This window comes from uncultured Zoogloea sp. (assembly GCF_937894855.1).
Classification (GTDB): Bacteria; Pseudomonadota; Gammaproteobacteria; order Burkholderiales; family Rhodocyclaceae; genus Zoogloea; species Zoogloea oryzae.
On the sequence record NZ_CALAYQ010000035.1, the window covers coordinates 39599 to 53314 of the forward strand.

A 13716-nucleotide genomic window follows, 5' to 3' on the forward strand; every position below is an offset into this window, starting at 1 on the left:
GCCCGGCCCGGTCAATCAGGGCTTGTGAGCATCCAGGATCACCCGGGCTGCGGCGAAGTCATAACCTTCAACCGCCTGCTCGAAGCGGCCCATGTCGGCCCCCAGGCGGGCCGCCAGCAGCGCGGCGGAATCGCGCACCATGCGCTGTACGGCCACGTTGCCGTCGGCCAGGAGCGCGTCGATCCGCACCACGGCCTGCTCGACCGCGGCGGGGTCGGGGGCGACGGCCTCGGGCGGCACATCGACCGGCAGGGCCCGGATGGCGGTCACGAGGGCGGCCTGGGCAAGGGCCACGTCCTCAAGCCGGGCCGCCACCACGGCGAGGTCATGCTCCTCGCGGATGGCGGCTTCCAGCGCGGCGGCCAGCTGCTGGACGCCCACCGCGCCGATCATGCCGGCCACGCCCTTGAGGGAATGGGCCAGGCGCCGGAGCTCCGGCTGGTTGCCTGCGGTCAGCTCGGCGCGGATGCGCTCGGGGTCGTCGGCGTGACCGTCGGCAAACTTGTGCAGGAGGCGCAGGTAGTTGGGAATCCGCCCGCGCAGGTTCTTGAGGCCGTAGGCCACGTCGAGGCCGGGCACCCGCTCCAGACGGGTGCGGATGTCGGGTTCGGGGCCATCGGGGACGGCCGGCGCCGGGGCGACGGCGGGTTCGGGCGCAGGCGCAGGCGCAGGTTCGGGCTGCGGCGCGGCCGGGCTGGGCGCCGGCGCACGCCGGGGCAGCCACTGGATCAGCGCGGCGTAGAGGGCAGCGGGGTCCACCGGTTTGGAGAGGTGGTCATTCATGCCGGCGTCCAGGCAGCGCTGGCGATCCTCGCCGAAGGCGTTGGCGGTCATCGCGACGATGGGCACGTCCCGGTAACCTGCACCGCGGATCGTCCGGGTGGCTTCGACGCCATCCATCACCGGCATCTGCATGTCCATCAGGATCAAGTCGTAGGCGCCGCCCTGGCTGACCTTGCTCACCGCCTCGGCGCCGTTACAGGCCACATCCACCTTCAGGCCGACGCCCTCGAGGAGCGACAGGGCGACCTCCTGGTTGATCAGGCTGTCTTCCACCAGCAGCACGTGGGCACCCGCGTGATCCCGGGCGATGGCGGTCTCGCCGGGGAGTTGATCGAGGGGCATCGCGTCCTGGGCCGAGACCTGATTGAAGCGCGACTGGATCGCGTCGTGCAGATCGGAGAGGCTGACCGGCTTGGCGATCACCCCGCTCGCCCCGCAGGCCCGGGCTTCCTCGCGCTTGCCAGGGCTGTCGCCAACGGTGAGCAGGATGCAGCGGGGCGCCGGGCTGAGCCCCAGCTGACCGATCTGCGCCACGACCATGCTGCCGTCCATGCCCGGCATGCCGTCGTCCACCAGCACCAGATCGTAGGGGTCGCCAGCGGCCACCGCGCTCTTGACCTGCGTCAGCGCGTCGGCGCCACAATCGGTGCTGGCAACGCGCACCCCCAGTGTGGTGAGCATCGAGCCCAGCACCTGGCGGGATGCAGCCAGATCGTCCACCACCAGCGCGTGGAGCGCTGGCAGCGGACGGGTGCGCCACACGCTGCTGGTGCCCTTGACGAGGCGGGCGGTGAGCCAGAAGTTGCTGCCCCGGCCGGGTTCGCTATCCACGCCGGCCTGACCGCCCATCAGGCGGGCCAGGTGGCTGGTGATCGCCAGCCCCAGCCCGGTGCCACCGAAGCGCCGGGTGGTGGAACCGTCGGCCTGCTCGAAGGGTTTGAACAGGCGCTGCCGGACTTCCGGCTCGATGCCGATGCCGGTATCGATGACCTCGAAGCGCAGCAGCACCGAATCGTCGTTTTCTTCCTCGATCCGGGCGCTGAGCAGGATCACCCCCTGCTCGGTGAACTTGACCGCATTGCCCAGGTAGTTGAGCAGCATCTGCCCCAGCCGGGTGGCGTCGCCGCGCAGCCGGTCGGGCACGTCGCCCATGTCCACCACCAGCTCGAGCCCCTTCTGGTAGGCCCGGTCGGCCACCAGGGCGCAGGCCTTGCGCACCACGTCCTCGAGGCGGAAGTTCACGTCGTCGAGGGTCAGCTTGCCGGCCTCGATCTTCGACAGATCGAGGATGTCGTTGATGATCGTCAGCAGGTGGCCGGCCGCGTCGCTCACCTTCTGCAGGCGAACCTGGGCTTCCTGGTCGGCCACGCTGCGGCGCAGCAGATGGGTCAGGCCGATGATGGCGTTCATCGGGGTACGGATCTCGTGGCTCATGTTGGCGAGGAAGGCACTCTTCGCCCGGTTGGCCGCGTCGGACTGCTCCTTCGCCTCTTCGAGTTCAGCAGAACGCTGCGAAAGGATCAGATTCGTCTCTTCGAGCTGGCGGGTGCGCTCGGCGACCCGCTGTTCGAGCTGGTCGTGGTAGCGGGCCAGCTCCGCCTCCACCTGCTTGCGCTCGGTGATGTCCTGCTGGATGCTGAGGTAGTGGGTCACCTCGCCGCCGTCCCGAAAGATCGGCGAGACGCGCGCAAACTCCACCCTCTCCTCGCCATTCTTGCGGCGGTTGATGAACTCGCCCTCCCACGGCTGGCCGGCCTTCAGCGCCGCCCACAGCGCGGCGTAGGTTTCCGGCGGGGTCTGACCCGACTTCACGAAGCCGACCCGCTGCCCGATCGCCTCGTCGCAGGTGTAGCCGCTGGTCCGCTCGAAGGCGCGATTCACGTATTCGATGCAGCCGCGGGTGTCGGTGATGATCACGCTGGCCGGGCTCTGCTCCACCGCCAGCGACAGCTTGACCAGCTGCTCGGCGGCATGGCGCTTCTCGGTGGTGTCGCGCCACACGCCGGCCAGATACTGCCGGCCGCGGATCTCGATGGGCCGGTAGCTCAGCTCCACGTCGCGGCAGCTCCCGTCGGCACAGCGATGCTGGTGATCGACGTTGAGCCCCCCTTTATGCTCGACGAGGTCACGGATCACGCTCTTCACCTGCTCGGGGGTCAGCGTCGCCTGGATGTCGAGCGCCGTGAGCGCCGCGAAGGCCTCGCGCGAATACCCCAGCCCCTGACAGGCCGCATCGTTGAACTCGACGAAGCGCAGGGTTTCGGTATCCAGCAGCACGATGCCGTCGGCCGCCTGGCTGACGATGGCGCTGAAGATCTCCTCCCGCTCCCGCAGGGCCTGCTCGTCGTGGCGCAGCTCGGTGATGTCGCGGGCGATGCCGAACACACCCAGCACCTTGCCGGTCTCGTCATGGAGCGGGCCCTTGGTGGTCTGGAAGATCACCGTGCCGTGGGCGGTGGTCAGCGCCTCTTCCCAGGTCGCAACCGAGTCGGTCTCCATCACCACGCGGTCCTGCCGACGGATGGCGGCGGATTCGGCGGGCGGAAAGAACGAGTCGTCGATCTGCCCCATCAGCCCGGTCGGCGTAGTGCCCATGATCCGGGCCACCTCCCGGTTGGCAAAGAGATAGCGGCCTTCCTGATCCTTGGCGAAGATCGCATCGGTCGAGCCGTTGGCGATCGCATCGAGCAGGCGCAGCTCGCGCAACTGACGGGTCTGGCGTTCATCCCGCTCCCGCGCGATCACCAGCGCCCGGCGCTGGGACAGCAGCACCGCCGCCACGCCGATGCTGAGCAGCGCAAAGCCGGCAGCCAGGGCGATGGACCAGATGTAGCCGCTGGTCGGCGCCTTGATCTCGCTGACGTCGATCTTCACCACCAGCACCCAGTCGGTTCCTGGCACTTCGCGGGCCATGCCCACCACCGGCACGCCCCGGTAATCCTCGGCCTCGATGGGCACCCCCAGCGCCGCCGGCCCGCTGGCGATGCGCGCCGACAGGGTATCCCGGTCATCGAGGGGCATCTGCTGGCCGAAAGGCGGCGACGGCGGGTGACGCAGCGGCGAAACCAGGCGCAGCTTGCCGTTCTCCCGCTGAAGCAGCAGGGTTTCGGCCGAGTCGCTGGGCACCGGCCAGCGCTTCAGGCTTTCGTAGAGGAAAACGGCCGGATCGGCCTGCAGGATCACCGCCACCGCGCGGCCGGCTTCAGGCATGCTCAGACGGGCGAGGAAATCCAGGGTCACCGGCACGGAGCCCTGGTCGCCTGGATCACCCAAAAAACGGATAGGCGCAGGCCCATCGGGGCGGGTCGCCACCCGCCGCGCCGCATCCAGCAACTGCGGGGCGGGCACGAGATCGCCCCCCGTCTTCAGCACCACCTTGCCGTCCGCGTCCACCAGCGCCGCCTGGGCATAGCGGTAAGTGCCACGGATCGCCTCGATGGAACTCAGCAGCGATGCCCGGGCCCGCCCGTCGTTATCCCGCTGCCACCGGGCAAGCAGCTCCCGCAGCCCGGCGTTGCGCTCGATCACCAGGGCGTCGCTCTGCCGCTCGTTAACCCACATCGCCAGTTGCCCGACCTTCAGGTCGGCAATCGCCTCGATGCGACGGTATTCCTCGGCCCGATGCTGCTTCACGATGAAGAGGACGCTCAGGTAACCCAGCGCGACCACGCCGATGGACAGGAGCACCAGCGGCAGCACCAGTGATCGCCAGCGTGCCAGCCCCGGCCGCGTTTCGGCCGGCGCGACGCCCGCGGCCCCCGACCGCGTGAGCCGCCGCAGCAGGCCCCACAGGAGCAGCGAGGTCACCCCCACGAAAACCCAGCCCTTGACCGTGCTGGCCCGGTGGATTGCCTGGGGGTCGGACAGCACGCTCGTCACCAGCAGATCCGAGAACAGGATCCACCCCGACGCGAACACCGCGTAGATCAGGACAACCCGGATGATCCGGCTATCCACGGGCGCGCACCCTCGCAGCGGATATCGCGCCAGCGACCTGCGGGCAGACGGCGGCAACATGGGGCAGGTTCGGCATCAGGTGGATCACCGGGAGAGTCATTCCAGTTGCGGGGGTCATGGAGAAGCGGAAATCCGACGTACGCGTCACGTTGATCTGTCGGGTTATCGTCCCGGCAGGTGCCTTTCTTTAACGTGGCACCGAAGGCCGACGCGGTCAAGGCATCCGCCCGCGTGACCGGCGCCATGCCAGCACGCTAAAATTTTGGATTCCCGCCGATCCGCCCGAACCGGAACGCCCGCCATGCCCCCTGCTCTGCCCCCGCTGCTGCGCCGCCTGCTGCCCTTCCTCGCCTGGCGCAGCCAGCTCGATGCGGCCACCGTGCGCAACGATCTGGTGGTCGGCTTCACGGTAGCCCTGGTGGCGATCCCCCAGGCCCTGGCCTACGCCCAGCTCGCCGGCCTGCCCGCCTACGTGGGGCTGTACGCGTCGCTGCTGCCGTCCATCGTCGGCGCCCTGTGGGGCTCGTCGGCCCAGCTCAACACCGGCCCGGTGGCCCTGACCAGCCTGCTCACGGCCGCCGCCCTGTCGCCCCTGGCCCTGCCCGGCTCCGAAACCTGGCTGCTGCTGGCCGTCCAGCTGGCGCTGCTGGCGGGCATCCTGCAGCTGGCCTTCGGGCTGCTGCGCCTCGCCCACTTCGCCGATCTGCTCTCGCACCCGGTGCTCCACGGCTTCATCAACGCCTGCTCGCTGCTCATCATCACCGCCCAGCTGCCCACCCTGCTGGGCCTGCCCTCGGCGGGGCAGAAGCCCTTCGTCGAGGCGATCGTCGACATCGTGCGCACGCTGCCCGACGTGCATCTGCCCTCCGCCGCCCTGGGCGGGCTGGCGGTGGTGCTGCTGCTGGTGCTCCAGCGCTTCAAGGTGGGCGGACCCGGCGTGCTGGCGGTGGTGGCCGGGCTGGCCGCGGTGGGCTGGCTGGCGGATTTCGAAGCCACCGGCGGACGGGTGGTCGGCCGGCTGCCGGAGCAGACCGTCGCCTTCGCCCTGCCCAAGGCCGACTGGGCGCAGATCACCGATCTCCTGCCCTCGGCCTTCGTGCTGGCGCTGGTGAGCTTCATCGAGGCCATGTCGAGCTGCAAGCTGGCCTCGGCGCGCACCGGCCAGCGCTGGGACGGCAACCAGGAGCTCATCGGCCAGGGCCTGGCCAAGCTCACCGCCTCGGTGTGCCAGGCCTATCCGGTAAGCGGATCGTTCGGCCGTTCGGCCTTCCTGCTGGCAGCCGGCGCCCGCACCGGGCTCGCCTCGGTGGTGGGCGCGCTGGTGGTGCTGGGCGCGCTGCTGCTGGTGCCCGAACCCATCGCCCACGTGCCCCGGCCGGTGCTGGCGGCGGTGATCCTCGTCACCCTGGCCAAGCTGCTGTCCGTCGCCCAGCTGCGCGAAGCCTGGCAGGCCGGGCGCGACGACGGGCTGGCCGGCACGGTGGCCTTCGTGGCGACGCTGGCCTTCGCGCCCCACGTGGAGATCGGCATCCTCGCCGGGCTTTTCCTGTCGCTGGCGCTGCTGATCTACCGCAGCATGACGCCACGGGTCGCCCTGCTCGGCCGCCACCCGGACGGCACCTGGCGCGACGCGGCGCGTTTCGGCCTGCCGCCGCCCCACCCGCAGGTGGCGATCCTGCGCTTCGACGGCCCGCTGCACTTCGTCAACGCCGCCACCTTTGAAGACGCCGTGCTCGCCGCCTGCCGCGGGCAGCCGCAGATGGCGGTGCTGGTGCTCTCCTGCGCCGGCATCAACGCCATCGACGCCAGCGGGGTCGAGGCCCTGCGCCGCGTCCGCCGCCAGCTGCTGGCCGATGGCCGCCAGCTTGCCTGCTGCGGCCTCAAGAAGCAGGTCATCGACGTGCTGGAGCGCACCGGACTGTGGAACGACCTCACCCCCCACGCCGCTTACCGCACCGAGGACGACGCCCTGCGCGAGTTTCTCCCGGGCCTGAGCAGCGGCGATGCCGCACCCGCCCCCCAGCGCCGCGGCTTCGAGTGGTAGCGCCGCTTTGTTGACCTGGATCGTTGTTCTGCGGGCCTTGCAGGCAGATACTTCTGGAATCTCGTGTTTCGGCTTTCAAAAATAACTGCAAAGGGAGCAAGCATGACACCCACCTCGGTCCGCGACATCCGCAACCTCACCCTCCTCGGCCAGTCCGGCAGCGGCAAGACCACGCTGCTGGAAAAACTGCTGGCCGCCGCAGGTGCCATCAGTGCCGCCGGGTCTGTCGAAAAGGGCGACACCGTCAGCGACTACGATCCGCAGGAAAAAGCCTTCGGTCACTCCCTCAACAGCGCCCTCGCCCACCTGGAATGGGCCGAACACTGGGTCAACGTGCTTGATACCCCGGGCCTGCCCGACTTCCTCGGCCGCGCGCTGGCCACCCTGCCGGCGGTCGAGACCGCGGTGGTGGTCATCAACGCCGCCGCCGGTGTCGAGACCGTCACCCGCAAGGTGATGGACGCCGCCGCCGACAAGTGCCGGATGATCGTCGTCAATCGCATCGACGCCCCGGGCGTGGACTTTGCCGCCCTGATGGAACGCATCACCGCCACCTTCGGCCGTGAATGCCTGCCGATCAACCTGCCCACCGCCGACGGCGGCCGCGTCATCGACTGCTTCTTCAAGCCCGACTACGACGCCCAGCCGGCCTTCTCCAGTGTCCGCGCCGCCCACGACAACATCGTCGACCAGGTGGTCGAGGTGGATGAAGACCTGATGGCTCTCTACCTCGAGCAGGGCGAATCCCTCCAGCCCGAGCAGCTCCACGACCCGTTCGAGATCGCCCTGCGCGAAGGCCACCTGATTCCCGTGTGCTTCACCTCCGCCCGCAGCGGCGCCGGCGTCACCGAGCTCCTCGACATCATGGGCCGCCTGCTGCCCGACCCGACCGAAGGCAACCCGCCGCGCTTCCTGAAGGGCGAAGGCCCGGCCGCCGAAGCGGTCACTGCCACCACCGACGCCGACAAGCACGTCATCGCCCACGTGTTCCAGGTGAGCAACGACCCCTTCCGCGGCAAGCTTGGCCTGTTCCGCATCCACCAGGGCACCGTCACTCCGAGCACCCAGCTCTTCATCGGCGACGCCCGCAAGCCCTTCAAGGTCGGCCACCTGCTGCGCATCCAGGGCAAGAGCCAGACCGAGATCGACGTAGGCATTCCCGGCGACATCTGCGCCGTGGCGCGGGTGGACGACATCCACCGCGACGCCGTGCTGCACGATTCCCACGACGAAGACCACTTCCACCTCGCCCCGCCGCGCTACCCGCAAGCCGTGTTCGGCCTCGCGCTGCAGCCCGAGAAGCACGGCGACGAGCAGAAGCTCTCCGAAGCCCTGCACCGCCTGCTCGACGAAGACCCCTGCCTCACCGTCGAGCACAACATCCAGGCCAAGGAAACCGTGATCCGCGGCGTCGGCGACGTGCACCTCAAGACCGTGCTCGAAGCCCTCAAGACCCGCTGGAACCTCAGCCTCGGCACCCGCCCGCCGGCGATCCCCTACCGCGAGACCATCGCCGGCAGCGCCGAAGCCCGCTATCGCCACAAAAAGCAGAGCGGCGGCGCCGGCCAGTTTGGCGAGGTCGCCCTGCGCGTCGAAACGCTGGAGCGCGGCGCCGGCCTCGAGCTTGCCGACGAAGTGAAGGGCGGCACCATCCCCTACAACTTCATGCCGGCCGTCGAGAAGGGCGTGCGCCAGGCCATCGCCGAAGGCGTGATGGCGGGCTTCCCGCTGCAGGATCTGAAGGTGACGGTGTTCGACGGCAAACACCACGCGGTCGACTCCAACGAGATCTCCTTCGTCACCGCTGCCCGCCACGCGGTGCAGGAAGCCGTCCAGGGTGCCCGCCCGGTGGTGCTGGAGCCGCTCATCACCCTCACGGTGCGGGTGGCGGACGAGCACTTCGGCGGCATCAGCGCCGAGCTCTCGGGCCGCCGCGGCCGCGTCACCGGCACCGACAGCCCGCAGCCGGGCTGGACGGAGATCACCAGCCAGGTACCGATGGCCGAGATGGAAGGCTTCGAGTCGCGCCTCAAGTCGATCAGCGGCGGCGACGGCAGCTGCAGCATCGCCTTCAGCCACTACGAGCCCGCCCCCAACGACGTGCAGCAACGCCTCGCCCGCGAACACCAGGGCAAGCGCGGCGGCGAGCAGTAAGCTTCACCCGGGGCGCAGGCCGGCGCCCCGTTTCAAACAAAAACAGCAACAATGAGCCCATCATTGTTGCTGTTTTTGCATCAAATCACCCCGGCGGCTACAGCATGCGGCCGAAGTCCTCCACCGCCACCGGCGGCGAGAACAGGTAGCCCTGCCCCTGGTCGCAACCCAGCCGACGCAGCACCTCCAGCTGCGCCTCGGTCTCGATCCCCTCGGCCACCACCGAGCAGCCGAACAGGTGGGCGATCACGATGATCGTCTCCACCAGCTTCTGGTCGTCGGCGTCGTGGCCGATCTCGCGCACGAAACTGCGGTCGATCTTTAGCTCCGACACCGGCAGCGACTTGAGATACGACAGCGACGAATAGCCGGTGCCGAAATCGTCGATCGACACCCCCACGCCGGCCGCCCGCAGCGCCCCCAGGCGCGCCTGGGCTTCCTTCAGGTCGTGGATGAAGCCGGATTCGGTCACCTCGATCTTGATCCGCGCCGGCGGCAGGCCCGATTCGGCCACGCGGCGCAGCACGCCCTCCACAAAACCGTCGTGCTGCAGTTGCCGGCTCGACACGTTGAGGGCCAGCGCGAAGTCGTCGCCCAGCCGGCCGGCCGCGTGCCAGCCGCTCAGGTGGCGGATGCCCTCGTCCAGCACCCAGTCGCCGATGGCGAGGATGTCGCCGGTCTCTTCAGCCAGCGGGATGAACAGGTCCGGCCGCACTGCCCCGACGCTGGCCGAGTGCCAGCGCAGCAGCGCTTCGGCGCCGATCAGGCGGCGGCTGGCGAGGTCGATCTTGGGCTGGAAGACCAGCGCCAGCTCGTTTCCGGACACCGCCTGCTTGAGCGCCTGCCGCAGCTGCCGACGACGCGCCAGCGCTTCGTCCAGCCCCGGGCCGTAGCGCCCCACCACGCCGGCAAAGCGCGCGGGAATCGCCGCCGCGGCCTTGCGCAGCAGATCCATGGAGCCGGTGATGCCGTCGCTGGAATGGGCGATCCCGATGCGGATCGGCGTGGCGAGCAGCAGGTCATCCACCCGGTGGTCGCCTTCGAGCAGGCGCAGCAGGCGCTGGGCGGTCTTCTCCAGCGCGGCCGGGTCGTCCGAAGGCTGGACGAGCACCAGCTCGCTGCTGCCCCAGCAGCCGACGATGCCGCCCTGCGCCACCGGGCTGCCGCCCGCCAGCTCGCCCAGCGACTGGAGCAGCCGCTCTGCCGCCGGGTAGCCTTGCAGACGGGCGATGTCCTCCACCTCGTCGGCCACGATGAAGAACACCGCCACCTGCCGTGCGATGGCCAGCAGGCCATCCACCTTGGCCAGCACCGCCCGCCGGTTGGGCAGGCCGGTGGCGCTGTCGGTGAGGGCGATGCTGCGCAGCTCGGCGGTCTGGCGATCCACCAGGGTCTGGAGGAGTTCGGTCTGGCCGCGCAGATCGCGGGACTGGCAGTGGGCCACCAGGATGTTGTGGATGCGCTGCTGCACCTCGCCCTGATCGAAGGGCTTGTTGAGGAAGTCGATGGCGCCCAGCTCGAGGGATTCTGAGCGGGTCTCCCGGTCGGTCTGGGCGGTGAGCACCACCACCGGCGGCGCCATCACCCCCAGCTGCCAGCGGATCTGGCGCAGCACGTCGAAGCCCGACAGGTGCGGCATGCGGATATCGAGCAGCACCAGATCGGGCGGGCAACGTTTGATCTCCGGCGCCACCTCGCGGGGGTCGGTGAGCCCCAGGGTGTTGCGATAGCCGGCGTCGTCGAGGATGTCCAGCAGCAGCTCGACGTTGGCCGGGGTGTCGTCCACCACCAGGATGCGGGCGTCGGCGAGGTAGTCTTCAAGCATCGGGCGGGTTTCCCAGGTGGTGTTCGAGCACCGCGTACAGACGGCTGAAGTCCAGCGGCTTGGTGAGGTAGTCGGCAAAACCGGCGGCGAGGCCCCGCTCCACGTCGGCGGGCAGGGCGTTGGCCGAGAGGGCGACCACCGGGATGTGGCGGGTCGCGGCGTCGGCCTTGAGGGCGGCCAGCGCGGCGTAGCCGTCCATGCCCGGCAGGTTGATGTCCATCAGGATCAGCGCCGGCTGTTCGGCGCGGGCCAGCTCGATGCCCAGCGCGGCCTCGTGGGCGCAGCTGAGCTGGGCCCGGCCGAAGTCCTCGAAGATGTCGGTCATCAGGCGCTGGTTGGCCGGGTTGTCCTCGACATAGAGCACCCGCGGGCGCAGGGCCTCGTCGTCGTCGGCCAGGGGCTGGGCGGCGGCCGGCGCCACCATCGGCACCGCCTCGTCGCCGGCCGCCAGGGGCAGCTCGAACCAGAAGCAGCTGCCTTCGCCCTGTACGCTCTCCACCCCCGCCCGGCCGGACATCTGCTCGACCAGCTGCTTGGTGAGGGCGAGGCCCACGCCGGCCCCCTCGACCCCGGAATGTTCGGCACCGATGCGATTGAAAGGCTGGAACAGCTCGCCGATCCGGTCGGCCGGGATGCCGATGCCGGTGTCGCGCATCTCGACCCGCAGGCCCCCATCTTCCACCGGCGCCCAGCCGAGCTCGACCCGGCCGCCGTCGCGGTTGTACTTGATGGCGTTGGACAGGAAGTTGATCAGCACCTGCTTGGTGCGGGTGAAATCCGCGAGCACCCGATGGCGCCCGGGCACCGGCGGCAGGCGGATGTCGATGCCCCGCGCCTCGGCCAGGGCGCTCACCGAGGCCACGGATTCCTCGATCACCGAGGCGATCTCCACCGGCTCGATGGAAAACACCAGCCGGCCGGCCTCGATGCGGGCCAGGTCGAGGATGTCGTTGATGAGGGTGAGCAGATGCTGGCCGCTCTTCAGGATCTGCTCCACCTGCCCGGCCTGGCGCTCGGGCAGGGGCTGGCGGCGGTTGTTGAGGAGCAGCTGCGAGAAGCCGATGATCGAGTTCATCGGCGTGCGCAGCTCGTGGCTCATGGACGACAGAAACTCGGTCTTGGCGCGGCTGGCCTGGGCCTGCTTCGCGTGGGCGATCTCCAGCTCGCGGGTGAAGCGGGCCTGCTCGTTGATCCGGCGGTAAAGGTTGATGAGCAGCGCGCAGGTGGCGGTGAAGGGCTCCAGCCAGGCCAGCAGCTCTTCATCCACCCTGTTGCGGGAGTTGGAGATGGCGTACATGCCGATCACCTGCCCCTGATCGACGATGGGCACGCCCAGGTAGTTGTGGAGCGGCGGATGGCCGTGGGGAAAGCCCGTGCGGCGGGTCTCGGCGCCGAGGTCGTTGGTCATCACCACCTCGCCGCCGGCAAACACCCGGCCGAGCATGGAATCCGGGTTGGTGAGCATCATGTCGCCGGAGCTGAGGCGCTCCATCAGCCGGCGGGAATCCTCGTTCCAGGAAAGATCGGTGATGGCGTGGATCTTCAGCCCGGGCTTGCCCTCCACCGGCACCACCTCGCCGATCAGCGCGTAGTCGCTGCTGGTCAGGTCGCACAGGGCGTCCTTCAGGAAGGACCACAGCTGGTCGCTGGACATCAGCGTGGCGAAGTCGGTCATGCCCCGGTGCAGCACGTGCAGCAGGCGGTGCTGGGCCTGCTCGCGCTCGCGGGCGCGGTAGAGCTCGGAGAGGTCGGAGAGGATGCCGATGAACTCCACCTCCTCCTGGCCGGGGATCGTCACCTCGCTCACCGCCAGATGCACCGGGATCGTCCGCCCGGATTTGTGCAGGGCCTGCACCTCGCGGCCGATGCCGATCACGCTGGGCGGGCGGCCCTTGAGGTAGCTGGCGAGGTATTCGTCGTGGTGGTCGGCCCAGCGGCTGGGCATGATCACCCGCACGTTGCGGCCCAGCAGCTCGTCCGCCGTGTAGCCGAGGATCTGCTGGGCGAAGGGATTGACCTGCTCGATGATGCCCCGCGAGGTGATGCGGATTATCCCCACCGCTGCGCGGTTGAGCACCGCCTGCTTGCGGGCGATGGCGCGTTCGAGGGCGTCGTGCTCCCGCCGGGCCTCCAGCGCCGCCTGATGATGGCGGATCAGCGCCTCGGCCTGCCGGGCGAAGCGGGCCAGGCGATCCTGCTCGGCCACCGAGAGCGTCCGCGGCGCGGCATCGGCGATGAACAGTGCACCCACCGCCCGCCCATCCACCGGCCGCAGGGGCATGCCGGCGTAGAAGCGGATGCCCGGCGCGCCGCAGACCAGCGGATTGCCTGCAAAGCGCGGGTCGGTTGTCGCATCGCTCACCAGCAGCGGGCCGTCCTGGCAGATGGCGTGGGCGCAGAAGGCGTCGCACCGGGGCGTCTCGCGCACGTCGATGCCCAGCACGGCCTTGAGCCACTGCCGCTCGGCATCCACCAGCGAAATGGCCACGATGGATGCGTCAAAGACCGAGCGGATCAGTTCGACCAGATTGTCAAACGCGGGATCGGCCGGGGTGTCGAGCAAGCCGATGGCGCGAAGCGCGTGCAGCCGGGCGGCTTCGTCGGCCGGAACGGGGGAAGATTGCATCGGGGCAGACCAGTGGAGATTGGCGGTGGCGCGTCTTGCGGCCCCCACCGGTGTCCTCGGGCGCGCGGGACGGCCGGTAGCGGCCTCCCCGTCTTATCGACGGCGGGCGCGTTCTCTTGAGTGAAACACGCCAGCCGCATGCGTCCGGGTAACGTGGAAAGGAAAACGGGGAGGCTTTCGCCTCCCCGTTTTCCTCGCCCCCACTGCAAGCCGATTTTCTCCGGCTGTGCCAGCGGAATTCCTTGCCCCAAGAAGCCCGGCCTGGCGGCCTGCTCCCTGAAAAATCCGTGTCCCGGCCCTTGATAACGTCCGCCTCAGGCTAATCTT

General features: G+C 69.4%; 5 protein-coding genes. 2 read left to right on the forward strand and 3 right to left on the reverse strand.

Annotated features, from left to right (window positions below; translation table 11 throughout):
• Positions 1-15: 15 nt before the first annotated feature.
• Positions 16-4740, reverse strand: a complete 4725-nt coding sequence (locus Q0672_RS03750; RefSeq protein ID WP_298619882.1) for a PAS domain S-box protein — start codon at positions 4738-4740, stop codon at positions 16-18.
• A gap of 301 nt (positions 4741-5041) precedes the next feature.
• On the opposite strand from Q0672_RS03750, the gene Q0672_RS03755 reads away from it, so the two are divergent.
• Positions 5042-6784, forward strand: a complete 1743-nt coding sequence (locus Q0672_RS03755; protein ID WP_298619884.1) for a SulP family inorganic anion transporter — start codon at positions 5042-5044, stop codon at positions 6782-6784.
• A 102-nt stretch (positions 6785-6886) separates the two neighbouring features.
• Complete coding sequence (gene fusA / locus Q0672_RS03760; protein ID WP_298619886.1) at positions 6887-8938, forward strand: elongation factor G; 2052 nt, start codon at positions 6887-6889, stop codon at positions 8936-8938.
• 97 nt (positions 8939-9035) lie between these two features.
• On the opposite strand, the gene Q0672_RS03765 is transcribed toward fusA, so the two are convergent.
• The gene (locus tag Q0672_RS03765; protein ID WP_298619888.1) at positions 9036-10763 is read right to left on the reverse strand and encodes an EAL domain-containing protein; all 1728 of its coding nucleotides are present in this window, start codon (positions 10761-10763) and stop codon (positions 9036-9038) included.
• Entirely contained in the window at positions 10756-13389 is a 2634-nt protein-coding gene (locus tag Q0672_RS03770; protein WP_298619890.1) for a GAF domain-containing protein, read from the reverse strand. The genes Q0672_RS03765 and Q0672_RS03770 overlap by 8 nt, the downstream gene beginning before the upstream one ends.
• Positions 13390-13716: the final 327 nt, after the last annotated feature.

Bases quoted from the DNA above. Each gene is read 5' to 3' on its own strand.
- Q0672_RS03755 (WP_298619884.1), top strand. From the start codon at position 5,042: ATGCCCCCTGCTCTGCCCCCGCTGCTGCGCCGCCTGCTGCCCTTCCTC.
- fusA (WP_298619886.1), top strand. From the start codon at position 6,887: ATGACACCCACCTCGGTCCGCGACATCCGCAACCTCACCCTCCTCGGC.
- Q0672_RS03765 (WP_298619888.1), bottom strand. From the start codon at position 10,763: ATGCTTGAAGACTACCTCGCCGACGCCCGCATCCTGGTGGTGGACGAC.
- Q0672_RS03770 (WP_298619890.1), bottom strand. From the start codon at position 13,389: ATGCAATCTTCCCCCGTTCCGGCCGACGAAGCCGCCCGGCTGCACGCG.